This is a genomic window from Sphingopyxis sp. BE235 (assembly GCF_031457175.1).
Taxonomy (GTDB): domain Bacteria; phylum Pseudomonadota; class Alphaproteobacteria; order Sphingomonadales; family Sphingomonadaceae; genus Sphingopyxis.
Genome location: NZ_JAVDWC010000002.1, coordinates 772,213 through 795,382 on the forward strand (window position 1 = coordinate 772,213; position 23,170 = coordinate 795,382).

General features: G+C 64.2%; 23 protein-coding genes and 1 tRNA gene. 11 read left to right on the plus strand and 13 right to left on the minus strand.

What is annotated here, in order from left to right:
* Positions 1-32: 32 nt before the first annotated feature.
* The 3 genes from J2X38_RS10930 to hisI all read right to left on the minus strand — a co-directional run bounded on the left by J2X38_RS10930 (position 33) and on the right by hisI (position 1,425).
* Positions 33-455 (minus strand): MerR family DNA-binding transcriptional regulator, encoded by a 423-nt coding sequence (locus J2X38_RS10930; protein WP_056375045.1) that lies wholly within the window; start codon positions 453-455, stop codon positions 33-35.
* A gap of 66 nt (positions 456-521) precedes the next feature.
* Complete coding sequence (locus J2X38_RS10935; protein ID WP_310253968.1) at positions 522-1,058, minus strand: hypothetical protein; 537 nt, start codon at positions 1,056-1,058, stop codon at positions 522-524.
* Positions 1,045-1,425, minus strand: a complete 381-nt coding sequence (gene hisI / locus J2X38_RS10940) for a phosphoribosyl-AMP cyclohydrolase (RefSeq protein WP_310253970.1) — start codon at positions 1,423-1,425, stop codon at positions 1,045-1,047. Before hisI ends, J2X38_RS10935 begins: the two co-directional genes overlap by 14 nt.
* Positions 1,426-1,568: 143 nt before the next feature.
* On the opposite strand from hisI, the gene purF reads away from it, so the two are divergent.
* From purF to J2X38_RS10955, 3 genes are read left to right on the plus strand one after another with little or no spacing between them, the layout of a single operon-like run.
* Positions 1,569-3,026: an amidophosphoribosyltransferase gene (gene purF / locus J2X38_RS10945; RefSeq protein WP_058538348.1), complete on the plus strand. Its 1,458-nt coding sequence runs from the start codon at positions 1,569-1,571 to the stop codon at positions 3,024-3,026.
* 4 nt (positions 3,027-3,030) lie between these two features.
* Positions 3,031-3,765, plus strand: a complete 735-nt coding sequence (locus J2X38_RS10950) for an SDR family NAD(P)-dependent oxidoreductase (RefSeq protein ID WP_310253973.1) — start codon at positions 3,031-3,033, stop codon at positions 3,763-3,765.
* A 60-nt stretch (positions 3,766-3,825) separates the two neighbouring features.
* Positions 3,826-4,212, plus strand: a complete 387-nt coding sequence (locus tag J2X38_RS10955; RefSeq protein ID WP_058538346.1) for a hypothetical protein — start codon at positions 3,826-3,828, stop codon at positions 4,210-4,212.
* Between the two features lie 83 nt (positions 4,213-4,295).
* Here the strand turns inward: J2X38_RS10955 and J2X38_RS10960 are convergent, their stop codons facing one another.
* The 5 genes from J2X38_RS10960 to J2X38_RS10980 all read right to left on the minus strand — a co-directional run bounded on the left by J2X38_RS10960 (position 4,296) and on the right by J2X38_RS10980 (position 10,732).
* Entirely contained in the window at positions 4,296-5,465 is a 1,170-nt protein-coding gene (locus J2X38_RS10960) for a serine hydrolase (RefSeq protein WP_310253975.1), read from the minus strand.
* Positions 5,466-5,485: 20 nt separating this feature from the next.
* Positions 5,486-6,766, minus strand: a complete 1,281-nt coding sequence (locus J2X38_RS10965) for a cyclopropane-fatty-acyl-phospholipid synthase family protein (protein ID WP_310253977.1) — start codon at positions 6,764-6,766, stop codon at positions 5,486-5,488.
* A gap of 77 nt (positions 6,767-6,843) precedes the next feature.
* On the minus strand, positions 6,844-7,797 hold the full coding sequence (locus J2X38_RS10970) for a metal-dependent hydrolase (RefSeq protein ID WP_310253979.1): 954 nt from the start codon (positions 7,795-7,797) through the stop codon (positions 6,844-6,846).
* Between the two features lie 38 nt (positions 7,798-7,835).
* Positions 7,836-8,873 carry a 2-oxoacid:ferredoxin oxidoreductase subunit beta gene (locus tag J2X38_RS10975; protein ID WP_310253981.1) on the minus strand — a complete coding sequence of 346 codons (1,038 nt, stop codon included), beginning with the start codon at positions 8,871-8,873 and terminating at the stop codon, positions 7,836-7,838.
* Positions 8,870-10,732, minus strand: a complete 1,863-nt coding sequence (locus J2X38_RS10980; RefSeq protein WP_058538341.1) for a 2-oxoacid:acceptor oxidoreductase subunit alpha — start codon at positions 10,730-10,732, stop codon at positions 8,870-8,872. The genes J2X38_RS10975 and J2X38_RS10980 overlap by 4 nt, the downstream gene beginning before the upstream one ends.
* A gap of 184 nt (positions 10,733-10,916) precedes the next feature.
* Here J2X38_RS10980 and J2X38_RS10985 point away from each other — a divergent pair, with 184 nt between their 5' ends.
* Both J2X38_RS10985 and J2X38_RS10990 read left to right on the plus strand, forming a co-directional pair.
* A complete protein-coding gene (locus J2X38_RS10985; RefSeq protein ID WP_310253983.1) occupies positions 10,917-11,864 on the plus strand; it encodes an alpha/beta hydrolase in 948 nt (315 codons plus the stop codon).
* Positions 11,861-12,337: an RNA pyrophosphohydrolase gene (locus J2X38_RS10990; RefSeq protein ID WP_058538339.1), complete on the plus strand. Its 477-nt coding sequence runs from the start codon at positions 11,861-11,863 to the stop codon at positions 12,335-12,337. The genes J2X38_RS10985 and J2X38_RS10990 overlap by 4 nt, the downstream gene beginning before the upstream one ends.
* Here J2X38_RS10990 and J2X38_RS10995 read toward each other — a convergent pair.
* Positions 12,298-12,987 (minus strand): uracil-DNA glycosylase, encoded by a 690-nt coding sequence (locus tag J2X38_RS10995; RefSeq protein WP_310253986.1) that lies wholly within the window; start codon positions 12,985-12,987, stop codon positions 12,298-12,300. The genes J2X38_RS10990 and J2X38_RS10995 overlap by 40 nt on opposite strands.
* Before the next feature lie 23 nt (positions 12,988-13,010).
* On the opposite strand from J2X38_RS10995, the gene folK reads away from it, so the two are divergent.
* The 3 genes from folK to J2X38_RS11010 all read left to right on the plus strand — a co-directional run bounded on the left by folK (position 13,011) and on the right by J2X38_RS11010 (position 14,586).
* The gene (gene folK, locus J2X38_RS11000; protein WP_310253987.1) at positions 13,011-13,532 is read left to right on the plus strand and encodes a 2-amino-4-hydroxy-6-hydroxymethyldihydropteridine diphosphokinase; all 522 of its coding nucleotides are present in this window, start codon (positions 13,011-13,013) and stop codon (positions 13,530-13,532) included.
* A gap of 43 nt (positions 13,533-13,575) precedes the next feature.
* Positions 13,576-13,651: transfer RNA gene (locus J2X38_RS11005), tRNA-Lys, on the plus strand.
* 185 nt (positions 13,652-13,836) lie between these two features.
* The gene (locus tag J2X38_RS11010) at positions 13,837-14,586 is read left to right on the plus strand and encodes an HAD-IIB family hydrolase (protein WP_310253989.1); all 750 of its coding nucleotides are present in this window, start codon (positions 13,837-13,839) and stop codon (positions 14,584-14,586) included.
* A 28-nt stretch (positions 14,587-14,614) separates the two neighbouring features.
* Here the strand turns inward: J2X38_RS11010 and J2X38_RS11015 are convergent, their stop codons facing one another.
* Both J2X38_RS11015 and J2X38_RS11020 read right to left on the minus strand, forming a co-directional pair.
* Positions 14,615-16,852 (minus strand): hypothetical protein, encoded by a 2,238-nt coding sequence (locus J2X38_RS11015; RefSeq protein ID WP_310253991.1) that lies wholly within the window; start codon positions 16,850-16,852, stop codon positions 14,615-14,617.
* A 398-nt stretch (positions 16,853-17,250) separates the two neighbouring features.
* Complete coding sequence (locus J2X38_RS11020; protein WP_310253993.1) at positions 17,251-19,572, minus strand: TonB-dependent siderophore receptor; 2,322 nt, start codon at positions 19,570-19,572, stop codon at positions 17,251-17,253.
* 100 nt (positions 19,573-19,672) lie between these two features.
* Between J2X38_RS11020 and J2X38_RS11025 the strand changes: the two genes are divergently transcribed.
* From J2X38_RS11025 to J2X38_RS11035, 3 genes are read left to right on the plus strand one after another with little or no spacing between them, the layout of a single operon-like run.
* Complete coding sequence (locus tag J2X38_RS11025) at positions 19,673-19,957, plus strand: iron transporter (RefSeq protein ID WP_310253995.1); 285 nt, start codon at positions 19,673-19,675, stop codon at positions 19,955-19,957.
* Positions 19,954-21,561, plus strand: coding sequence for a PepSY-associated TM helix domain-containing protein (locus tag J2X38_RS11030; RefSeq protein WP_310253998.1), 1,608 nt, complete (start codon positions 19,954-19,956; stop codon positions 21,559-21,561). Before J2X38_RS11025 ends, J2X38_RS11030 begins: the two co-directional genes overlap by 4 nt.
* Positions 21,551-21,874, plus strand: coding sequence for a DUF3325 family protein (locus J2X38_RS11035; protein WP_310254000.1), 324 nt, complete (start codon positions 21,551-21,553; stop codon positions 21,872-21,874). Before J2X38_RS11030 ends, J2X38_RS11035 begins: the two co-directional genes overlap by 11 nt.
* 3 nt (positions 21,875-21,877) lie before the next feature.
* Here J2X38_RS11035 and J2X38_RS11040 read toward each other — a convergent pair whose 3' ends face one another.
* Together J2X38_RS11040 and J2X38_RS11045 are read right to left on the minus strand one after the other, a co-directional pair.
* Complete coding sequence (locus J2X38_RS11040; RefSeq protein WP_310254002.1) at positions 21,878-22,525, minus strand: DUF1109 domain-containing protein; 648 nt, start codon at positions 22,523-22,525, stop codon at positions 21,878-21,880.
* Between the two features lies 1 nt (position 22,526).
* Positions 22,527-23,048, minus strand: coding sequence for a sigma-70 family RNA polymerase sigma factor (locus tag J2X38_RS11045; RefSeq protein WP_310254004.1), 522 nt, complete (start codon positions 23,046-23,048; stop codon positions 22,527-22,529).
* Positions 23,049-23,170 lie beyond the last annotated feature (122 nt).

The following is a 23,170-nucleotide window of genomic DNA, read 5'->3' on the forward strand; positions in this document are numbered from 1 at the left end:
TCATACTTGCCCGGGGAGAGGCTCAGGCCGGCTTATTGGCCGGCGTCGACTTTTTTCACCATGTCGATGAAACGTGACAGCTCATCTACAGCGCTGTCAATATCGTCGCGCTGGCGTTGCAGCAAGCCGATGCGCTGTTCGCATTTCTCGATCGTCACCTGCCGCTGCAGCTTGCGGCCATCGCCGACGTCGTAGAGGTCGATCATCTCGCGAATGTCGGCGAGGCTGAAACCCGTGCGCTTGGCGCGGAGGATCCACGCGAGCCGCGCGCGGTCGCGTTTCGAATAGATGCGCGACAATCCCTTGCGCGACGGGCTGATCAGCCCCTCATCCTCATAGAAACGCAGCGCGCGGGCGGTGACCCCGAACTCGGTCGACAAGTCGGTGATGCTGAATTGTTCGCGCCCCAGATGGTCGGGCGTATCGATATGGGCGTGGCCATATTGTTCGGTCATGCCGGTGAAACTAGTTTCCGTTGACGTGAACGTCAAGCCCGGCAGAGCGGGTCAATTCGGGGCAGGTCAGCCCTCGCAAGGACGCTGCATATTGCCGTCTCGATCGGTAATCCGCAAGTCCCCCGCGTCGCTTGCCGACCAGCTCGCGCGCGGCAGGCGGAGCCCCGCGAGCGAGGCGCGGCCGGGGCACAGGCGGCGGCATTGCGGCGGCAGCTTTCCGGGCAAGCGAAGCTCATCCTCTTCCTCATGCACAAATGCTTCGCAGCCATCGATCCCGGCGAAGCGCATCCGCCAGCCGCGACCCTCGCGAACCATCGTTCCGCTGGCGGCGCACGAGAGGCCGGGACCGAAGGCGGCGGTGACGGCGAAGCGCCATTTCCCGGCGCCATCGGGAACCACGCACATCGCATCGCGGCCGAGATCGTGCGCGCGCTCGAACACGCCGACCGGCGTCGCGGCTGCGGAGTGCACGACGCCGCGCTGACGCGCGGTCACTTCTAGCGGGTTGCCAGTGTCGATCCCAGTGGCGCGCTCGTCCGGCGCAGGCCGCCCGCACGCCGCGAGCAGCAGAACCGCAAGCGCGGCAGCGTCAACCTTGCGCATCGTCCGCCAGGAAGGTCAGGCCGCCATCGGCCTCGACACGGCGATAAAAGCAGGATCGGCGACCCGTGTGGCAGGCGGGGCCCGCCGGCTTCACGCGGAGCAGCAGCGCGTCCTGATCGCAATCGACGCGCATCTCTACGACCGTCAGGCCGTTGCCCGACGTCTCGCCCTTGCGCCACAACGCAGCCCGCGACCGCGACCAGAAATGCGCCAGCCCCGTCGCGCGAGTCTGCTCGATCGCCTCGGCGTTCATATGCGCGACCATCAGCAGGATATGCGTATCGGCGTCGACGACGATCGCCGTCACCAGTCCGGCGGCGTCGAAACGCGGAGAAAATCGGTCGGTCGTGTCGCGCTGATCATCCATAAACCGGGCTTTAGAGCAGGTTTGAAGCCACTGTCACGCCGTTGTTCGCATCCACTGTGACAAATCGGTGATTAGGGGGGCGACATTTGCGATTGCCGTCCCTATATGCGCCCCAGTCACTGCCCCCCTGCCCCTGGAATGACATGCTGACGACCCACCCTTTTGATGACGACAAGCTCCGCGAGGAGTGCGGCGTATTTGGTATTCATGGCGCCGATAGCGCTGCCGCGGTAGTCGCGCTGGGGCTTCACGCCCTGCAGCACCGTGGACAGGAAGCCGCGGGCATCACTGCCTTCGACGGCAAGGAATTCCACACCCACCGCGCGATGGGCCATGTCGCAGGCAATTTCGACCGCGACGACATCATGCGCCAGCTGCAAGGCGGATCGGCGGTCGGCCATGTCCGCTATTCGACGACGGGCGAGACCGCGCTGCGCAACGTCCAGCCGCTGTTCGCCGACCTGTCGACCGGCGGCTTCGCGGTCGCGCATAATGGCAATATTTCCAACGCGGCGGCGCTCAAGAAGGTGCTCGTCCGCCGCGGTTCGATCTTCCAGTCGACCAGCGATACCGAGGTGATCATCCACCTCGTCGCAACATCGGCCTATCGCTCGCTGCTCGACCGCTTCATCGACGCGCTGAAGCAGGTCGAAGGCGCCTATTCGCTGATCTGCCTGACCGCCGAGGGCATGATCGGCTGCCGCGATCCACTCGGCATCCGCCCGCTCGTGATCGGCAAGCTCGGCGACGCGCATATCCTTGCGTCGGAAACCGTCGCGCTCGACGTCGTCGGCGCCGAATTCGTGCGCTCGGTCGAACCGGGCGAGCTCGTCATCATCCGTGATGGCCAGCTCACCTCGCACCGCCCCTTCGCCGACCATGCGGCGCGGCCGTGCATCTTCGAATATGTCTATTTCTCGCGCCCCGATTCGATTGTCGACGGGACGAGCGTCTATTCGGTGCGCAAGGCGATTGGCGCCGAACTGGCGCGCGAAAATCCGGTCGACGCCGACCTCGTCATCCCCGTCCCCGATTCGGGTACGCCCGCGGCGATCGGTTATGCCCAGGAATCGGGCATTCCGTTCGAACTCGGGATCATCCGCTCGCATTATGTCGGGCGCACCTTCATCCAGCCGGGCGACAAGGTCCGCCATCTCGGGGTCAAGCTGAAGCACAACGCCAACCGCGCGCTGATCGCGGGCAAGCGCATCGTGCTGATCGACGATTCGATCGTGCGCGGCACGACCAGCCTGAAAATCGTGCAGATGATGCGCGATGCCGGCGCGACCGAGGTGCATATGCGCATCGCGAGTCCGCCGACGCAGCACAGCTGCTTCTATGGCGTCGACACGCCCGAACGCGCCAAACTGCTCGCGGCGCAGATGAGCGTCGGCCAGATGGCGAATTTCATCAACGCCGACAGCCTGTCCTTCATCTCGATCGACGGTCTTTATCGCGCGCTGGGCGAAGCGAAGCGCAGCGACGACGCGCCGAAATATTGCGACGCCTGCTTTACCGGCGACTATCCGACCACGCTGACCGATTTCGACGAGCATGGGCTGGAAGATCAATTTTCGCTGCTTGCCGAACGGGTTGTCTGACAGAATGAATACGACGTCTAAAGAACTGGCGGGCCAGGTTGCGCTCGTCACCGGGGCGAGCCGTGGCATCGGCGAAGCGATCGCCGAATCGCTCGCGGCGCGCGGCGCGCATGTCGTGATCACCGCACGCACCGCAGGCGGGCTCGAAGAACTCGAAGACCGCATCCACGAAGCCGGCGGCAGCGCGACGATCGCGCCGCTCGACCTGACCGACGGCGACAGCATCGCGCGCCTCGCGAGTGCAATCGCCGAACGCTGGCAGCAACTCGACATGCTCGTGCTCAACGCCGCGATGCTCGGCACGCTGACCCCCGTTGCCGCGATCGACGGCAAGGAATTCAACAAGCTGCTGACGCTGAACCTGATCGCGCAGCAGGCGCTGATCGCCAATTTCGACCCGCTGCTGCGCCGCGCCGCGAACGGCCGGCTGATCGCGCTGTCGAGCAGCGTCGCACGCGAACCGCGCGCCTATTGGGGCGCCTATGCCGCGTCGAAGGCGGCGTTCGAGACGCTGGTCACCAGCTATGGCGCCGAAATGCGCAACATCTCGACCGTGCGCACCGCGATCCTCGATCCCGGTGGCACACGGACGCAGATGCGCGCGCGCGCCTATCCGGGCGAAGACCCGCAGAGCATCAAGGATCCGGCGGCAGTCGGCGAATTTGTCGCCGGCCTGATGGTCGACGGCTTCGACAGCACCGCCTTCCACGCGCTGCCCAAGGTCATGGAAAAAGCTTAACGCCATCTTTGTTTTCCTGCGCTAAGACGCTCGCATAAGAGGGTTTGCGAGGGCGCGGGAATGACCAAGGATATTTTGCGGACGGCGATTGCGGCGGTGATCGGCATCGTCGTCGCGTTCGGGCTGATCTGGCTCGCCCAATATGCCGGCAGCGAAATTTCGCCCGATGTCTATGATCCGGACAGCGGCGAAGTCCTGATCCCGATCGGATCGACAATCGCGCTGATCGTCGGCTGGTTCATCGGCACCTTCGGCGGCAGCTGGTTCGCGATGCGCATTTCGGCGGGCACCGGAGCCGGGTGGATCGTCGCCGGCGCGGTGATCGGCGCGGCACTTTACCGCGCCGTCACGCTCGCCGACGCATGGTGGATCATGGCGCTGGGCGTCGCCGTCCCGCTTGTCGCGGTGTGGCTGGCCCAGCGCGCGACGGCAACTGCCGTCGATTAATGCACGTCGCCCCCGCGAAGGCGGGGGCCGCTGGAAGCCTTACGCTACATCGCCAGCGGCCCCCGCCTTCGCGGGGCGACGGCTTATTTCGCCTCCTTGTCCACCGCCGCCTGCACACTCTTATAGAACGCCTCACGCGCCGCGCCGACACCCTCGGGATCGGTGGCGGTCGGCCAGTTGCCGTTCGACGCGATCACCAGTTTGCGTTTCGGGTCGATGAAGATGCCCTGCCCGAAGATGCCCTGCGCCGCGAAGCTGCCGTCGTCATTGGTCCACCACTGATAGCCATAGCCGCGGCCCGGCAGGTCGATGCCCGCCTGCTTCGTCGTCGCCGCGGGCAACCAGTCGTCGGGCAGCACCTTCTTGCCGCCCGCGACCCCGCCGTTCAGGATGAACTGGCCGAAGCGCGCATAATCCTTGAGGCTCGCCGACATACAGCAGCCACTGATCTCGTGCCCCGTCGCGCCGAGCATCCACACCGCGTCCTGCTCCATGCCAAACGGTTTCCACACCTTTTCGGACAGATAGGCCGACAGCGTCTTGCCCGTCGCGCTCGAGACGAGCACGCCGATCAAATTGGTTTCGCCAGTCTTGTACACCCACTTCGAACCTGCTGGCGCTTCGCGCGGCAAGGTCTTCATGTAGCTGACCGTTATGTCCTCGCCGGCAACGGGCTTCTGCATATTGAACAGCGCGACGTCGGACTTGGGATCGGTATAATCCTCGTTCCATTTGACGCCCGAAGTCATCGTCAGCAGCTGCTTCACCGACACATCGTCATAGGCCGAGCCCTTGAGGCCCGGGATATAGACGGTGACCTTGTCGTCGAGGCTCTTGATATAGCCGTCCTTCACCGCAGCGCCGACAAGCGTCGAGGTAAAGCTTTTCGCGACCGAGAAACTCGTCCAGCGGCCCGCGGCGCCATAGCCGAGCGCATATTTCTCGAGCCGGATCTTGCCGTCCTGCACGATGATCAGTCCGGCATTGCGCTGCTTCGCCATATGGGCATCGATATCGCCGAGGTCGATCGGCTTGCCCTGCGGCAGCGGATAGACGGGCCCGCCCGCCTTCACGGTGTTGACGACAACCTTGGGGACCGTCTCCATCGTACGGAAGGCGGCGTCGCGTTGATCCTGGGTCCAGAACAGCACATTCAGATCCTTTGGCAGTTTATCGGTGGTCTCGGTCGGTGCGGGCGCGCTGCACCCCGCCGCCGCGGTGCACAGCAGCACCGCCGCCAAAAATCTTCGCATGTACGTCTCTCCCCCTGTTTTCAGGCTGTCTTTTCGAGTGTGACTTGCGCGACGTCGATGCCGCCGCCACGAAAGCCGCCTTCGCAATATTGCAGATAATAGCGCCAGAGCCGGACGAAGCGCGCGTCGAACCCCGGCGGAAGCTGGTCCGCTGCAACCGCCGCATCGAAGCGCTCGCGCCATTGGCGCAGCGTCTCGGCATAGTCGCCGCCGAAGCGGTGCACGTCGCGCCACGCAAGGCCGCGCGCCTCGGCAAGCGCGCGAAAGCGGCTTTCCGAAATCAGGCAGCCGCCCGGAAAGATATAGGCCTGGATGAAATCGCTGCTCGCGGCGTAGCGGTCGAACAGCGCGTCGTTGATCAATATATATTGGATCGCCGCCTTGCCGCCGGGGCGCAGCAGCCGCGCGATCGCGTCGAGATAGGCGGGCCAATAGGCCTCGCCGACCGCCTCGACCATCTCGACGCTGGCAATCGCGTCATAGGGGCCCTGCGCGTCGCGGTAATCGCAGATTTCGATGCGAGAGCGATCCGACAGATCGACCGCCGCGAGCCGCGCGTCGGCGATTTCGGCCTGCGCGGGCGACAAGGTGATGCCGGTGTAGAGCACGTCGTGGCGTTCGACCGCGCGCTCGGCGAGCGCCCCCCAGCCGCAGCCGATCTCGAGCAGCCGGCTTCCCGACCGGAGATCGAGCCGGTCGAGGATCGCGTCGACCTTTGCCGCCTGCGCCTCCTCGAGCGACTGGCCGGGATCGGTGAACAGCGCACTCGAATAATTCATGCTCGGATCGAGCCACAAGCGATAGAAATCATTGCCCAAATCATAGTGGGCGTGGATGTTCCGCTTCGCCCCGCGCCGGTCGTTGCGATGGAGCGCGTGGATCGCCTTATTAAGCCATCGCCATGGCCCATGCGCGCGCGCGACATTGCCCAGCGCTTCTCCGTTGCGCATGAACAAGTCGAACAAAGGCACCGGATCGGGCGACGACCATTCGCCGGCTTCCCACGCGCGATACCAGCCCACTGAGCCCGAAAGCGCCAGTCGTGCGAGCGAGGCCCAGCTGTGGAGATGAACGACCGCAACCGGCCCTTTGCCGCGCCCGCCGAGCAGGCGCACGCTGCTATCGGGCAGATGGCTCTCTATCGTTCCGTGGGCGAGCCCCGCATCGATCCGGTCGAGCATGCGGTGAAAGAGACTCGCGGGCGCGAGCGCGATCAGCCGCGCCATGCCGCCGCCCGAGCGATAGGCACGGTCGGCGCGGAGCAGTTCCTTACCGCGGCGCGGGCTGACATGCGTGTTCATTGTCACCTTCCTGCCTCAAACGCATCGCGCTGACAATCGGTTGAAACACGCGGCGCCATGACGTCACGCGGGCGCGCTCATTCGGGATGGCTGGCGGTGTCGGGCGCGGTCAGGCGAACCTGAAACCGGTCCTGCGCGAGCGGGTGCATGAAACGCTGGTCGCGGAGCAGGATCGCGTCGCCATCGCGTTGCGCCACGGGCATCCGCGACCAGAACAGGAAAGCCCGCGCCGCGGGATCGGCCTTGACCCAGGTCGCGAGGCGCGGATCGTCCATGCCGGTCGGTGCGCCGGTCAGATCGACTTCGCCGCCGACACCCGGAACGAAGCTTGCGGTGCCGTAGCGGTCGGCGGCGCGCCAGAATATATCGCGCTTCCAAAAGGCGAGCGGCGGCGGGCTCGCAACGACGAGCGCATCCTTCTGACCGCTCGCCTCAAGCGCGCGCGAGGCCATGCGCTCGGCAGCGCCGGTGATGAGGCCGTTAACGAAGATATAGGCACACACGGCGGTGAAACCGATCCACGCCGGGCGCCACCAGTTCGCCGCCCCGCGCCGCTCGCCGCGCAGCGACAGCCAGAGCGACACCGCAAGCGCGATCCATATCCACAGGTCGATGATGAAGATGCTGTCGCCGTAGAACCAGCGATGGCTGAACGGTTCGAGCAGGCGAATGCCGTAATTGTTGAGCCAGTCGAGCGCCGGATGGCTGAGGCAGCCGACATAAGCGAGCGCGAGCAACCAGCCCTTGTCGATCGGGAGGCGCGCCGCCGGCCGTTTTCCGCGCCGGCCCTGCCAGCGGTCGAAGGCGAGCATCAGCCCCCACAGCAGGATCGGCAGCACCAGCAGCGCGATCGGCCCGTGGGTGATCCCGCGCCGCATCGACAGCGATTCGATGCCATAGACCGCGCAGGCCGCGTCGATATCGGGCAGGTTCGCCGCGATGATCAGCGTCGGCATCGTAAGGCCGGTTTTCTTCTTGAGCCCCATCTGGCCAAGAACCGCGCCGACGAGGCTGTGAGTCAGGTTATCCATGCCGAGCTATAGATCCGGCGCGCGGTGCCGCGGCAGGATCAGAGCTCGGGCCCGCCCTCGGTCACCGTCCAGGTCTGTCCCTTTTTGAGCAGGCTCTGCAGGTCGGCCGTCTTGCCTTCGGCAGCCGCCTTGTTCTGGCGGACGACGTCGGCCTCGAAGGTCGGGCGCGGGTCGTCGTAGAGGACGCCCAAGGCCATCGGGAATTCGCCGAAGCGCATTTCGACGAGCATATGCGCGACGCTGCGGTTGGTGACGTCGTGGACGATGACGCCGGCCGCCTGCCAGTCGCCGTCGACGACATCGACGGTCTTGAGGTGCAGCGCCTCGGCGTCGAGCGCGATGCCCTTGGTCCCCTTGGCATAGACCATCGGTTCGCCATTCGTGAGCCAGAGCTGGCGATCCTCGGCGCCCTTCGGCGCGGCGAAATCCTCGAACACGTCTTTGTTATAGACGATACAGTTCTGGAAAATCTCGATAAAAGCGGCGCCCTTGTGCGCGTGTGCCGCCTTCAGCACGTTCGGCAACTCCTTCGACACATCGAAGCCACGCGCAACGAAGCGCGCGCCGGCACCGAGCGCGAAGGCCGCGGGCTGCGCGGGGCGGTCGACCGAGCCATAAGGCGTCGACGGGCTGGTCGTGCCGACGCGGCTGGTCGGAGAATATTGCCCTTTTGTAAGGCCATAGATCTCGTTGTTGAACAGCATGATCTGGCAGTCGAGATTGCGGCGGATCAGGTGCATCGTGTGATTGCCGCCGATCGACAGCCCGTCGCCGTCGCCGGTGACGATCCAGATGTCGAGGTCCGGGTTGGCAAGCTTCAGCCCCGTCGCGAACGCCGGCGCGCGGCCGTGGATCGTGTGAAAACCATAGGTTTCCATATAATAGGGGAAGCGCGACGAGCAGCCGATACCGCTGACGAACACGGTGTTTTCGGGCGTCGTGCCGATTTCGGGCATCGTGCGCTGCACCGCCTTCAGGATCGCATAGTCGCCGCAGCCGGGGCACCAGCGGACTTCCTGATCGGTTTCCCAATCCTTGAGCGTCGTCGTCCGCGCGATGGTGGTCATTTCATTCACTTGAGTGCCTCCTCGATGGCGGCTTCGATTTCGGCGATGGTGAAGGGCTGGCCCGACACCTTGTTCACCGGCTTCGCATCGACCAGATACTGGTCGCGCAGCACGGTCTTGAGCTGACCGGTGTTCATCTCGGGGACGATCACCTTGTCATAGCTTTTCAGCAATTCGCCGAGATTGGCGGGCAGCGGCCAGATGTGGCGGATATGGACGTGGCTGACGTCGAGGCCTTCGGCGCGCTTGCGGCGCACGGCCTGATGGATCGGGCCGAAGGTCGAGCCCCAGCCGACGACCGCGAGCTTGCCGCCCTCGGCGCCGAGTTCGACGACCTGGTCGGGAACCTTGATGCCGTCAATCTTGTCCTTGCGGATATCGGTCATCGCCTGATGGTTTTCGGGCGCATAGTTGATGTGCCCGGTGTCGAGTTCCTTCTCGATCCCGCCGATCCGGTGGAGCAGGCCCGGCGTACCCGGCTTCACCCACGGACGCTTGAGATTTTCATCGCGGCCATAGGGCTTGAACCCGCCCTCGGGCGCTTCGGTGAGGAATTCGACCGGGAAGGCTTCGTAGGTCGTGAGATCGGGCACTGCCCACGGCTCCGCCGCATTGGCGATATAGCCGTCGGTCAGCAGCATCACCGGGGTCATATATTGCACCGCGATACGCACCGCCTCGATCGCGCATTCGAACGCATCGCCGGGCGAGCGCGCAGCGACGACGGGCATCGGCGCATCGCCGTTGCGGCCATAGACCGCCTGATAGAGATCGGACTGCTCGGTCTTCGTCGGCAGGCCCGTCGAGGGGCCGCCGCGCTGCGAGTTGACGATGACGAGCGGCAGCTCGGTCATAATCGCAAGCCCCATCGCCTCGCCCTTCAGCGCGATGCCGGGTCCCGACGAGCTGGTGACGCCGAGCGAGCCCGCATAGCTCGCGCCGATCGCCGAGCAGATCGCGGCGATTTCGTCCTCGGCCTGGAAGGTCGTGACGTCATATTCCTTGAGCCGCGACAAGTGATGCAGGATCGCCGATGCCGGCGTGATCGGATAGCCGCCGAAGAACATCGGCAGCTTGGCCAGCTGCGCGCCCGCAACGAGGCCGAGCGCGATGCCCTCGGCGCCGGTCAGCGTGCGATAGAGGCCGGGCGCCACCGGTGCGGGGTCGACATGATGCTGCTTGAGCGGGCCCGCGAGTTCGGCGGTCTCGCCATAGGCGTGCCCTGCATTGAGTGCCGCGACGTTCGCCGCGGCCAGATCGGGCGCTTTGGCGAATTTCGCGTTGAGCCAGTCGATCAGCGGCTGGCGGTCGCGGTCGAACATCCAGAGCGCGAGCCCCAGCGTCCACATATTCTTGCAGCGCAAAGCTTCCTTGTTGCCGAGCCCGAAGGGCTTCACGGCATCCATCGTCAGCTGGCTGATGTTGAGCTTGAGCAATTGCCACTTCGCGAGGCTGCCGTCGTCGAGCGGGTTCGCCTCATATTTCGCTTTGGCGAGATTGCGGTCGTTGAACTCGCCCTCGTCGGCGATGATCAGGCCGCCCTGCTTCAATTGCGGCACATTGGTCTTGAGCGCTGCGGGGTTCATCGCGACGAGCACGTCGGGCGCGTCACCCGCGGTGTCGATCGCCGACGATCCGAAATTGATCTGGAACGCCGACACGCCGAACAGCGTGCCCTGCGGCGCGCGGATTTCGGCGGGGAAATCGGGGAAGGTCGCAAAGTCGTTGCCCGCGAGCGCGGAGGACAGAGTGAATTGACCGCCGGTCAACTGCATCCCGTCGCCACTGTCCCCGGCAAATCGTACAACTACCGCATCCGAAAGGGGGGACTGCCGTTTGTCGGCCTGGTCCACTACCGCTGTCGCCATTATCTCTTCTGCCTCAAATCTTGCGAACCTGTGACATCGGCCTAGGCCGGTGTGCGCCAAGCCGCAATTGAGAAAAAATTGTACCCTGCAAAGCGTGAAGCGCAGGTGAGTTTCATTTCGGGATTGAATTTGCCCCGCCGATCCCGAATAGCATGGCGAAAATGGCGATCAGGGAGAGACGCAGATGACCGACGGCACCACCCATTTTACGCGCCCCGACGTGGCGGCTTTCCTTGCTTTCCTGAATGCGCAGGAAGGCCCGAAGATGGAAGAGATGCCACCCGAGGGCGCGCGCGCGATGTTCCGCATGATGGGCCAGCTCGCCGATGTGCCGCGCGGCGAGATCGCGCATGTCGAGAATCGCACCATCCCCGGCCCCGCCGGCGAGATCGCCATCCGCATCTACGACAACCGCCCGGCCCGCGAAACCGGCCCGGTGATGGTTTTCTATCATGGCGGCGGTTGGGTGATCGGCGACCTCGACACGCATGACGCCTATTGCGCGGAAGCGGCGCGGCTGCTCGACATGCCCGTAATCGCGGTCGATTACCGCCTCGCGCCCGAACACCCCTTCCCCGCCGCGCCGATCGATTGCGAGGCCGCGACGCGCTGGGTCGCCGACAACATTCCCTGCACCGGGCTTGTCCTCTCGGGCGAAAGCGCCGGGGGCAATTTGACGATCGCAACCGCGCTCACCCTACGCGACAAGCCGGCGTCGAAACCCGTCATCGCGATCCACCCGATCTACCCCGCCGTGACGACGCACGACGATTGGCAGAGCTATCGCGATTTCGGCGAAGGCCATCTGCTGACGCAGGGCAGCATGACGTGGTTCGGCAATCATTATGCCGCCGATCCCGCCGACTATCGCGCCTCGCCGCTCGATTTTTCGGCCGCGGGGCTGCCTCCGACGCTGCTAATCACCGCCGGGCTCGACCCGCTGCGCGATCAGGGGCGCGCCTATGCGGCAAAGCTGATCGAGGCCGGGGTGCCGACCACCTATCGCGAGGCGACGGGAACGATTCACGGCTATATCAACCTCGCGCAGGGGATTCCGAGCGCCAAAGAAGATATTCGCGGGGCATTGACCGTATTGAAAGCGCTCGTCGCTGAAGCTACCGGGGCGGCATGATCGACCATAGCTCTCTCCCTTACCGCCCCTGCGCGGGCGTCATGCTCGCCAATCGTGATGGCCGCGTCTTCGTCGGCCAGCGGCTCGATACGTCGAGCGAGGCGTGGCAGATGCCGCAGGGCGGGATCGACGATGGCGAAGATGCCGAGGAAGCGGCAATCCGCGAACTCGGCGAGGAAACCGGCGTCCATGGCGGGTTGGTCGAGATCATCGCGCGCAGCCGCGAGGAATATTTCTATGACCTGCCCGACCATCTGATCGGCAAGATGTGGGGCGGCAAATATCGCGGCCAGCGCCAGCACTGGTTCCTGATGCGCTTCATGGGTGAGGATGGCGACGTCAACATCCACACCAAGCATCAGGAATTCCGCGCGTGGAAATGGGCCGAGCTGAACGAGATCGAGAAACTGATCGTCCCGTTCAAGCGCGTCCTTTACCGCGGGCTGGTCGAGGAATTCGGCCCGCTCGTCTGATCCTTGAGCGTCAGCGCGGTGCGGAAGACATCGGCGAACATTTCGGGCGTCAGCCGCCCGGTGTTCGTGTTGTAGCGCGAGCAGTGGTAGCTATCGATCAGATGCCGTCCATCGGGCAGCATATGCACTGCGCCATGGCCGAAGGGGGAGTCCGCGAGGCGCGCGCCAGCCGCCCTTAGCGTGGCGTCATGCGCGATCCGTCCCAGCGCGATGATCACGCGAACCTGAGGCAAGGCCGCCAGTTGCGTTTCGAAAAACGGGCGACAATTCGCGATTTCGGCGGGCGCGGGTTTGTTCTGGGGCGGCAGGCATTTGACGCTGTTGACGATAATCGCGCCGTCGAGCGTCAACCCGTCGTCGATGCGCGCATCGTAGCGGCCCCGACTCAGCCCGAATTCGGCGAGCGTCGCAAACAGCAGATCGCCTGCATAATCGCCGGTGAAAGGCCGGCCGGTGCGGTTCGCGCCATGCTTGCCCGGCGCGAGTCCCGCAAAAGCGAGCCACGCATCGGGATCGCCGAACGCATGGACCGGGGCATTCCACCAATCGGGATGCTCGGCTTGGCATTCGCGGCGAAACGCGACGAGCCGCGGGCAGCGCGGGCAATCGCGCGGCGGCTCGGTTCCGGGCAATGGGCTGTCAATTTCCACGCATCTGCGATAGGCGCGGGGCCATGAGCAACGCAATGCCGCTTCCCCTCTACGCCATCGGGCTCGGATCGAATCGGCGCCATGCGCGGTTCGGCGACCCGCGCGCGGTGCTGCTCGCCGCACTGGCGGCGCTGGAGAGCGCCGATATCGAGGCGGTCGACGCGAGCCCGATCATCGCGAGCGATCCGCTCGGCCCGTCGCGCCGCCGCTACGCGAACGCCGTCGCGCTCGTCGCCTCGCCGCTCAGCCCTCCCGAAATGCTCGTACGGTTGCAAGCGATCGAGGCGAGCTTCGGCCGCCGCACCGGCCAGCGCTGGAGCGCACGGACGCTCGACCTCGATATCCTGCTCTGGTCGGGCGGCGCCTGGTCCGACGGCACACTGACCATCCCGCATCCCGCCATCGAAGAGCGTGCGTTCGTGCTCGGCCCGCTGCGTGCGATCGTCCCCGAATGGCAGCATCCGCTGCATGGTCGCAGCGTCCGCCAACTCGCCGCGCGCCTTGCGCGTCCAAAGCCGGTTGACCGGACCGCATCGGCGCACTAGGGCGGCGGCTCACTTCGCAAGCCCGCTTCGGCGGCGCCGCGATGGGCCCTTAGCTCAGTCGGTAGAGCAACTGACTTTTAATCAGTAGGTCGCTGGTTCGAACCCAGCAGGGCTCACCATTTTTCAAAGGCTTGATTACTTCATTCAGAACCAGGAATGCTCCAGGCAACATTCCTTCCCTTCACATCGGCTATGGCAAGCGCTCGCGCTCAACCTGATTATCCTGACTTTAGAGGCAGTAGCCTGCATGCCACCGGAGCGGGCTGCCAGCCCTGCGTCGGATTTTCTCCAGGAGCTTTCCCAGATGAAGCAGCTTGTCGCATTCGATCTCGACGGAACTCTCGCTGAAAGCAAACAGCCGCTGTCCGACCGGATGGCGGAGGCGTTCGCCGATCTTCTGCAGGTGGCCCAGGTCGCCGTCATATCCGGTGGCGACTGGCCCCAGTTCGACAAACAGGTAGCCAGCCGATTGCCGCAGCGCGCTAGTCTCGCGCATCTATGGTTGATGCCGACAACGGGAACCAAGCTTTATACCCACGGCGACGGGAAATGGTCCCCAGTCTACGCCGAACTCTTCGATGAGGCGCAAAAACAGTCGATATTTGCGGCTTTCGACGCTTCGCTCGAAGCTACCGGCTTCGTACCTCAGGAAACATGGGGAGAACGGATCGAAGATCGCGGCAGCCAGATCACATTTTCCGCCCTCGGCCAGCAGGCGCCGATTCACGCCAAGGAAATCTGGGATCCCGATTTTGCGAAGCGGAAGATCATTCAGGCAGATTTGCGCACGCGCCTGCCGGGGCTGTCGATCAACATGGGCGGCGCGACCTCGATCGATATTACGCGCGAAGGCGTCGACAAGGCTTATGGCCTCAAGAAACTGCGCGACGCGAGCGGCATACCGCTCGACGCGATGATGTTCATCGGCGACGCGATCTTTCCGGGCGGGAATGATTATCCTGCGAAACAACTCGGCCTGGACACCGTCCGCGTTCGCGATCCAGAGGAAACACTGGCTGTGATCGGAGCGATTGTCGCCTGCCAAAAGAGGTAAAATCCCGCCGATTTGATGGCAGCCCCAATCATGTGGTTCGCATAATTCCCGCCGCCTGCAGGGTATCGATGATCGATGCAATCGACTTGAGAGCCGTGGCAAGGTCGACGGGATCAGCGACTTTCGGCAGCATCGGGAGCGGCAAAATCGACGCGATCTGCCGGCCATAGCCAGCCTCGAGCAGATGGATATCATAATGCCAGCCGGCGCGGGGGTTGACGATAGCATAGGCGGCGTGGCCCTTGCTGTTGGTGCTCACCGCCGCCGATTTTACAAAGCCTTGGTTCGCGTAGATGCGCCCCTGGTTGACGCCGAAGCCGGTTTCGCCCGGGGCCATGAACGATTTGTCGGTAACCCGTCCATTGCTGCCGATTTCGGCGGTCATGGCATAAGTGATCGCCCGATCGGCGAAGTTGCCAGCAATGGTCTGCATGACATAAAATATGCCATCAGTGTCGGAAGCCCACGTTAGGCGCAGGATTTGACCGTCAGATATTGCCTTATTGCCTGCTATCAGAGTGGCGGTCGCACCAGCGGGGATGGTCCAGCCAGCCGTGCCGTCAACAAACGCAGGGTTCTTCAATAGATTACCCATCACGTTCATCGCGACAACATCGATCATCGGCTCCGAGGCAGAGACGTTCTGAATTTCCTTGACGGTGATATCCTCAAGGATCGGTAGCACCGCCGAGTAATAGGACCGCAAGCGGCTGATGCGGATGGGGCACTTGCCAGACCGATCATATTCATCCCACCACCTATTCGCGGCCGCCTCGTGGACGTCCCTTCGAAGATCGCTATTGACCATCTTTATTAGGCCATCGGTCCGCGAGGATACGAAGATAGGTCGGCGCAACTCGGTGCCATAGCTCTGCTCCACCAGCAGCATGGTCTTAAAGGCGCTCAGTTCGTGATGGTATCCGTCGATCAGCGTGTTCTTGGCGTTAACGACGTGGAGACTGTCTTTCCTGGCGTTGCCATTGAGGTCGAGGACCAGATTCTGGAATGTAACGTGGGTGGTGGGGTTCTTGTTGGTGGGATCGCCAACGCGAATCAGGGGGGCACTGTTGGTACCCGTGAATCCCGTCTTGTCGATGTCCCGAAACATCAGATGGTGCCCCTGGACGTTGATGAGCTGCTCCGCCCGGCCGACGAAACGGATGCGCTCGAAGGTGGCGCATTGGCTGTAGCAGTCTCCCAACGCGATCCCATAGGGGGCGGCAATGTCGACGTCGGCGATGCGATAGTTGGTCAAAAAGGACCCACCCGATGTGTCGTGAACATGGGCGATATCAGGGTGCTTGCGCACAAATGCTCCGCCCGCCTTGAGAACGCTGTAGGCGCCGCCCTCGATCCTCCATTCGTTCGCCCAGCCCGTTTGCAATTTCGAGCCACCCACACGGAAAATCTCGTCTCCGGTGGCATCTTTCGCGAGCGTGAGTCCGCTGGCCAAGCCATTCAATCCCCGTACCGCTGTCTTGGCCCATAGCGTCGAGGGGGCCTTAACGGTGTACTGCCTCGGCAGGGTGACGCTCTTGACCGCATCCGCCGCGACGGCGCCACCATCGGAATAGGTGACGGAGTTCACCTGCTTCTGCGCATCGAGCAATCTACCGATTACGGCGGCGTTGTCGGCGGCTGTAGCGAGAGCTCCTCCGTCCTCGACACTAACCGCATTGTCGAGCAGCGTTTCATGCACGCTGCGGACTACCATTCCGTCGCCGGATCGTTTGAAGGGCACCTTGGCCGAACTGCGATAAGAGTGGGGCTGCCAAGTCTGCTCCGTCGTGCCGACGGTGATCATACCCTTGGTGGCCAAAGCCCAAGCACCGGCCTGATCGCCCCCGTCGACCTGAACGAGCGCCCCGGTAACTGCCGCACCGCTGCTATTGAAGTCCGCTGCGCGCGACCAAGCGCCGCTAGCGGCGACATAAACGCCGTTCTCACTACCGCTGTTCTGGTTCTTCACCAGCACGCGGTCGGTGGGAACCACTGCTACATCATCGATTGTCTGCGCACCGGAGAGCAAAATGTTTGTAGTGGTAGCGGCGACTACGGGGTCTATGATCGAGTAACCTGCTGCAGCGGCGACTTCATTGACCGCCTGGTTCAGGAGTTCAATCATCTCAGAACTGGTGGCATTTGCAGGCACGGGAACGCCGGCAATCAAGCCGGCACGACGGGCGATATCTTCGACGGAAGCTCCACAAAGACCGCCACTTGCAAGCTGGATGAGCTCGCGGCGGTTCGGCAAATTATCGACCATTTGGTATTCCTTCTTACTGCGCCAAGCGGCTTACGTTCATCCATCCCCCTTGTATCACCCTTTGATCATTACCGAGTAGGCGCTCCAGAATATCTTAGCGTTTTCAGTTACAACAGCTTGGCGACCGCGCACCGTGCGATGTCGGCCAGCGATCTGAGCCAATGGCAGCTTTCATCAGTTGGAGCCTGCAGGCGCAATTTGCACGGAGCAAAACACCGATGCGTGTATATTTTCCGCTCGCTGGGCACGCGCTTTCAAGCGCGCCGCGCAGGGCCACCATCATTCCATCGATATAATGGCAGTTCGGTGCCGGCATGGCACCCAAAAGGCCAGCCTTCGGGACGCTTTGCCCGCAAGCCGGCCTTTCGACTATCCGCCCGGCTGAACCGGGCGAAACCTCACCATTTGTAGCGCAGAGACCCCACGACGGTCCGCGACGCGCCGAAATAGCAGCTGTTCGAGAAGAAGCAGGACGAGACGTGCTGCTTGTCGAACAGATTCTGTGCGTTCACCGCGACGCTGAGGCCGCCCAGCGCCGGGCTGGCATGGCCAAGGTCGTAGGCGAGCATCGCGTCGAACAAAGTGAAGCTCTTCGTCTTGAACAGCTCGAAGGTCGTCACGCTGTTCACGACCTTGTAGCTCGTCGAGCCGAAAGAGCCGCCGACATAGCGGAAGCCCGCGCCGAGACTCAGGCCGCCAAGCGGGCCTTCGCCCGCCCCGCCGCGGCCGAAATCGTACGACAGGAAACCCGATGCCTGCCACTCGGGCACGCCGAGCGGGACGGTGCCCGTGGTCGAGGGCGTGCCGGTGCTGCCCAGCCGGGTGAGCGTCGGCGCCGACGCGGGAACGGCGGGGGCGCCCTGCGTGATCAAAGCATCGGTGTAGGTGCCGGCAAAGATGATATCGAGCCCCGGGCGGAGCTCGCCGCGGGCTTCGAGTTCGACCCCGCGGACGCGCGTTTCGCCGATCTGGATCTGCGAATTCGCCGGCCGGCCGCCGGTGCCCGCGAGCGGATCGCCGACGGGGACATTCTGCCGCTTCAGCTCATAGGCCGACAGCGTGATGAGCGCGTTCAGGCCGCGCGGCTGATATTTGAGTCCCGCTTCATACATATTGCCCGTGGTCGGCGAGAAGGGATTGCCGAGATAGTCGGCGCCCGCCTGCGGCTCGAAGGATTCGGTGTAGCTCACATAGGGCGACAGGCCGAATTCGAACTCATAGAGCGCGCCAAAGCGCATCGTGAAGGCGCTTTGCGAGAGCGGCGTCAGCACGCGGCTCTTCTTGTTGAGCGTGCGCTGGTCATAGGAGTCCCAACGGCCGCTCGCGATCAGGTGGAGCCCGCCGATTTTCACCTGGTCCTGGATATAGATGCCCGTCTGGTCGCGCGTCGTATAGCTGTTCGTGTAGGCAGCCGAGAGCAGCTTCAGGTCGAGGCTGGGGATGCCGACACCATAAACGGGTGCGTAGAGGTTGAGGTTCGGGATGCTCGTTAACGGGTTGGCGGTCTGCCCGGTATTGAACTGCTGGAAATTCTCGCCAGTGATCCGCAGATAATCGAGGCCGACCAGGATGTCGTGCTCGATGCCCGCGGTTTCGAACTTCGCGTTGAAGCTGCTGTCCATCGTCAGCGTGTCGAAATCCTCGTCGGCGCCGCCGCCGCCGCGAATGATCGTGCTGTAATCGGTGTTGATATTGAGCCCGGTGCCCGTCGTCGCAAAGCCGCCCACATAAAGCTGGCGGTAGCTCAGCTTGTTGTTCTGGAACCGGACGTTCGACCGGAACGCCAGATGTTCGTTGAACTCGCGCCGGAACAAGAGCGCGACCGACTTCTGCTTGTGATCATAGACCTCATAGGCCGGATCGCCGGTGTTGATATGATATTCGACCGGGCCGGCGGGGCTGGGCAGCACGCTGCCATAGGCCGGCACACCCGAATAGCCGCTGCCCGACGGCGCATGCTGATAGGATGCGATGAGCGTGATGTTCGTCTGGTCGTCGGGCGCGAAGGCGATCATCGGGCTGATGTGATAGCGCTCGCTCTCTGTGCGCTTGGTGAAGCCGTCGGCCTTCTGCCACCCGCCGACAAGACGCACGCGCCACTTGCCCTCGGCATCGAGCGGCTGGTTGATGTCGCCGACGAAGCGCAGGCTGTCATAATTGCCGACCTGCGCCTCGAAGCGGCCGAACGCTTCGGCTTCGGGCTTCTTGCTCGACAGGTTGATGAGGCCGCCCGGGGTGCCATTGCCATAAAGGACCGATGCCGGCCCCTTCATGATGTCGATCTGCTCGATCCGGTTGAAATCGGTTTGCGGGGTCGAATAGGGGCCCGCGATCAGCCGCATGCCGTCGAGGAAGAAGCCGGGCGAAAATCCGCGCAGATACATCTGGTCGTAGCGCGACACCGTGCCGCCGCGCTGGTTCGCCGCGACGCCGGCGACATAGCCGACCGCCTGGTTGAGCGAGATCGCATTGCGGCGCTCCAGTTCTTCGCTGTCGATCACCGTGATCGTCTGCGCCGTTTCGATCAGCGGGGTTCCCGTCTTGGTCGCCGACGAGACGCTGGCTTCGCGGAGGCCGGTTACGACGATCGTCTCGCCCGCCCCGCCGCTCTCGGCCGCGTCTTCGACGGCCCAGGCGGGTTGCGCGCCCACAAGCATCGCCGCGGCAAGCGCAGCGCGCGACAGATTCGACCGCACGACGGCGCGCGAGTTCGGCTTCATGATAACCCCTTATTGCTATTGCTACAGATTCGCAGTTGCAGCTAGTCGCATAATCTGTTTAGGGCAAGCCACGGTCGGACGATTGACGATGAAGGGGAAAATGGCGGGCTCATCTATCGCGAACGGCCGAATGGCCGCGCGGGCATTTACCGCGATCGTCGGCGGCTATGCCGCGGCGGCGGGCTTCGTCTCGCTGCTCGCGCGGGTCGCGCCGGTCGACCGCGCCGAGGCGACGATATGGGCGATGACGCTGTCGTTCCTTGTCTATGCGGGCCTCCTCCTCTGGGCCTTTCATGAAACCCGGCTTGCCCGCGTCGCGGTCGCCATCTGGGGTCTTGCGTTCGGGACGGTCGGAATTCTGTGGCTGCTCGGACCAGCAGTATGAGCAAAGTGGCATCGAACGAGGCGCCGGGCGTTCGCCAGTCGATGGCGTGGATCCACGGCTGGCTCGGGCTGCTCGCGGGGTGGATCCTGTTCGCGATGTTCCTCACCGGGACCGCGAGCTATTTTCGGCCCGAAATCACGCGCTGGATGCAGCCCGAGATCGACCTGCACCCGGTCGCGCCCGCGACCGCCGCGGACACCGCGGTCGCGCACCTGCAAAAGGTCGCGCCGACCGCCGAGCAATGGTTCATTACCCTGCCCGATGCGCGCACGACCGCGACGCGCATCTTCATTCGCGAGCGCCCGAACCCCGATCCGAATGCGAAACCGGCACCGCGCCGCCCCGAACTGCGGCTCGATCCGGCGACGGGCGAAGAAGTGACCGCGCGCGACACGCGCGGCGGCGAGCATTTCTATCGCTTTCACTTCCAGCTCCAGATCCCGCATCCGTGGGGGCGCTGGCTCGCCGGGCTTTGCGCAATGGCGATGCTGGCGGCGATCATCTCGGGCGTCATCACGCACAAACGCATCTTCGTCGATTTCTTCACGCTGCGATGGAGCAAGGGGCAGCGCAGCTGGCTCGATGCGCATAATGTATCGGCGGTGATCGCCCTGCCCTTCCACGCGATGATCACCTACACCGGGCTCATCACGCTGGTCGCGATGTATATGCCGTGGCCGATCGAGGCGAACTACAAGGATCCGGCGACGTTCGAGACCGCAATCTTCGGCGCCGAGCCCGACGCCGAGGCCTCGGGGCGCTTTTCCGCGCTCACGCCAGTCGCGCCGCTCGTCGCCAAGGCATCCGAAGAATGGGGCGGCGGCCGGCCCGCGACGATGGTTGTTCGCAATCCGAATGACGAGACTGCCACCGTCACCCTGTTCCAGAGCGCGAAGGACCGGCTCAATGCGCGCGGCGGATCGATCGTCTTTTCGGGCGTCGACGGACGGCGGCTATCGGCATCCCCGCCTCCCGGTCCGGCTGCCGAGACGAGCGGGGTCATGCTCGGTCTGCACATGGGCAGCTTCGCCGGTCCCGTGCTGCGCTGGACCTATTTCCTGCTCGGCCTTGCGGGTACGGCGATGGTCGGCACGGGCCTCATGCTGTGGACGGTGAAGCGCAAGCGTCCGGGCGCGGCGCCCTTCTTCGGAATAAGATTGGCCGAGCGGCTGAACGTCGGCGCTATCGCCTGTCTTCCCGCGGGCATGGCCGCCTTCCTCCTCGCCAACCGCCTGCTGCCGGCGACTCTGCCAGCGCGTGGGGACGTCGAGGTGAGCATCATGTTCTGGACCTGGTTCGGACTCGCAGCGCTGGCCTGTGTGCGGCCGATCCGCCGTGCCTGGACCGAAACGCTGGCGATTGCGGCGGTCGCTTTCGTTGCGCTGCCGCTGGTCAACGCGCTCACAACCGATCGGGGATTTGTCCGGTCGCTCGCGAACGGCGACTGGTTGTTCGTCGCGTTCGATCTCGCGATGATTGCGACGGGCGCGTTGCTTGGCTTCGGCGCCTGGCGGGCCGCGCAAATATCGTCGCACCCGGTACGGAAACCCCACATGGCGCCACGCCCCGCCAGTGCCTTGCGCGAGGCCGTCGATGCGCGTTGAGCCGGCCCTTCTCTCCTATGCGGCGCTCGCGTGCCTTGCATTGAGCACCCACCGGTTGCGGCGGGACGTCGCGGTCGAGCGCCTTCCGACTGTCGCCACTCTGCGCACGTTCGCCGTCGTGCTGCTCATTCTCGCGGCATGGCGCGCCGTCCATGACTTCGGTCCCTATCAGGGGCCCGTCGCCTTCATCGGCATGGTCTCGATCGCCGGGCTGCCGCTCGTGCTGCTGCTTTCACGCTGGCCGAGGGGTACGTTGGTCACGGGACTCGCCACCGCGGCGGTGGCGCTTGGCATGTTGATACCGCTCGGCTGACGCTTACCAGCGCAGGAAGCGGGGCAGGATCAGCCGGCCGGCGATCGCCGAGAAGGGCACCGCCGACGCATGCCAGAGCGTGATGTGGACAAGGTCGTCGCTCGAGCACAGCAGCGCGACGATCGTTGCCCCCGCCGCGCCCGCCGCAACCCCGATCACCCAGCCCGCGCGCGTCGGCGAGGTCGGCGCGCTCGCCCGGAGCCAAAGGAACAGCGCCGCCCCGACGCCCAGCCCCGAAACCACGCCTTGCGCGAGGCAGTGAATGTCGAAGCCGCGCCGCGCGGTGTCAGCGGGGCCATGCGCATCACCGAAAAACACGAACAGCGCCGCGAGCGGCAACGCCAGCAACGCCCCGACCGCCCAGCGCCAGCCGCCATAGTCGCGCCCGACGCCGGGCAGCCCCATGCGCAGCGCGCTCCATACCGCGGCGACACCCGCGGCGGCGAGCAACCAGAAGGCGAGCATCGAAAGCGGCGGCATCGCGCCAGCGGCGAGATCGTGTCGCCTCCCGAACAGCCCGACCAGCAAAGCGCCGACGCCCAGCCATCCGGCCGCGACCCACAGCGACCCGCGCACGACGCGCCGTGGGCGAACGGGCTTCAGGTCGCTTGCCAAGCCGTCGATCAGATCGTCGATCGATGCGTCCTTCATCTCACTCACTCTCGATCAGTTCGGCGAGCTTTTTGAGCCCGCGATGGATATTCACTTTGACGAGCGATTCGCTCTGCCCCGAAATCTGCGATGCCTCGGCGATCGAGGCGCCCTCGATCTTCACCAGCGTGATCGCCTGCGCCTGCCCCGGCGGCAGCAATGTCAGCAGATGGTCGATGCTGAGCTTTGCGTGCACCGCCTCGTCCTCGGCGCCGACCGCGGCGTCGTTGTCGCCCAGTTCGGCCTCGTCGCGCTGGCGGCGGAGCATGTCGATCCAGCGATAGCGGGCGATCGCCGCAAGCCATGGGAGGAAAGCCCTGCTGCTATCCCATGTCGCCAGCTTGCGGTGCATCGACACCAAAGTTTCCTGGACGAGATCGTCGATATGGTGCGGCGCAATCCGCCGCGCGAAATAGCGCATGAGCCATTTGCGGCTGTCGCCGAGCAACGCACGATAGGCCGCGCGATCCCCCCGCTGCGATGCCGCCATCAGGCGCGCCAGCGAAGGTTCGTCGATGCTCAATTGGCGAATCCTAACAAAAGCGAATGACGGCGTTTGAAGACCTGTTCGCCGATATCGCAGCGAAGGTTACACCAAAACCGGCGAATGGCCGGCGGACAATGATTTGGCAGGATGTCGCGGAT

What these genes read in the sequence shown, in the direction of transcription:
- J2X38_RS10930 (WP_056375045.1), bottom strand. Translation starts at nt 455, where the DNA reads ATGACCGAACAATATGGCCACGCCCATATCGATACGCCCGACCATCTG.
- J2X38_RS10935 (WP_310253968.1), bottom strand. Translation starts at nt 1,058, where the DNA reads ATGCGCAAGGTTGACGCTGCCGCGCTTGCGGTTCTGCTGCTCGCGGCG.
- hisI (WP_310253970.1), bottom strand. Translation starts at nt 1,425, where the DNA reads ATGGATGATCAGCGCGACACGACCGACCGATTTTCTCCGCGTTTCGAC.
- purF (WP_058538348.1), top strand. Translation starts at nt 1,569, where the DNA reads ATGCTGACGACCCACCCTTTTGATGACGACAAGCTCCGCGAGGAGTGC.
- J2X38_RS10950 (WP_310253973.1), top strand. Translation starts at nt 3,031, where the DNA reads ATGAATACGACGTCTAAAGAACTGGCGGGCCAGGTTGCGCTCGTCACC.
- J2X38_RS10955 (WP_058538346.1), top strand. Translation starts at nt 3,826, where the DNA reads ATGACCAAGGATATTTTGCGGACGGCGATTGCGGCGGTGATCGGCATC.
- J2X38_RS10960 (WP_310253975.1), bottom strand. Translation starts at nt 5,465, where the DNA reads ATGCGAAGATTTTTGGCGGCGGTGCTGCTGTGCACCGCGGCGGCGGGG.
- J2X38_RS10965 (WP_310253977.1), bottom strand. Translation starts at nt 6,766, where the DNA reads ATGAACACGCATGTCAGCCCGCGCCGCGGTAAGGAACTGCTCCGCGCC.
- J2X38_RS10970 (WP_310253979.1), bottom strand. Translation starts at nt 7,797, where the DNA reads ATGGATAACCTGACTCACAGCCTCGTCGGCGCGGTTCTTGGCCAGATG.
- J2X38_RS10980 (WP_058538341.1), bottom strand. Translation starts at nt 10,732, where the DNA reads ATGGCGACAGCGGTAGTGGACCAGGCCGACAAACGGCAGTCCCCCCTT.
- J2X38_RS10985 (WP_310253983.1), top strand. Translation starts at nt 10,917, where the DNA reads ATGACCGACGGCACCACCCATTTTACGCGCCCCGACGTGGCGGCTTTC.
- J2X38_RS10990 (WP_058538339.1), top strand. Translation starts at nt 11,861, where the DNA reads ATGATCGACCATAGCTCTCTCCCTTACCGCCCCTGCGCGGGCGTCATG.
- folK (WP_310253987.1), top strand. Translation starts at nt 13,011, where the DNA reads ATGAGCAACGCAATGCCGCTTCCCCTCTACGCCATCGGGCTCGGATCG.
- J2X38_RS11010 (WP_310253989.1), top strand. Translation starts at nt 13,837, where the DNA reads ATGAAGCAGCTTGTCGCATTCGATCTCGACGGAACTCTCGCTGAAAGC.
- J2X38_RS11015 (WP_310253991.1), bottom strand. Translation starts at nt 16,852, where the DNA reads ATGGTCGATAATTTGCCGAACCGCCGCGAGCTCATCCAGCTTGCAAGT.
- J2X38_RS11020 (WP_310253993.1), bottom strand. Translation starts at nt 19,572, where the DNA reads ATGAAGCCGAACTCGCGCGCCGTCGTGCGGTCGAATCTGTCGCGCGCT.
- J2X38_RS11025 (WP_310253995.1), top strand. Translation starts at nt 19,673, where the DNA reads ATGGCGGGCTCATCTATCGCGAACGGCCGAATGGCCGCGCGGGCATTT.
- J2X38_RS11030 (WP_310253998.1), top strand. Translation starts at nt 19,954, where the DNA reads ATGAGCAAAGTGGCATCGAACGAGGCGCCGGGCGTTCGCCAGTCGATG.
- J2X38_RS11035 (WP_310254000.1), top strand. Translation starts at nt 21,551, where the DNA reads ATGCGCGTTGAGCCGGCCCTTCTCTCCTATGCGGCGCTCGCGTGCCTT.
- J2X38_RS11040 (WP_310254002.1), bottom strand. Translation starts at nt 22,525, where the DNA reads ATGAAGGACGCATCGATCGACGATCTGATCGACGGCTTGGCAAGCGAC.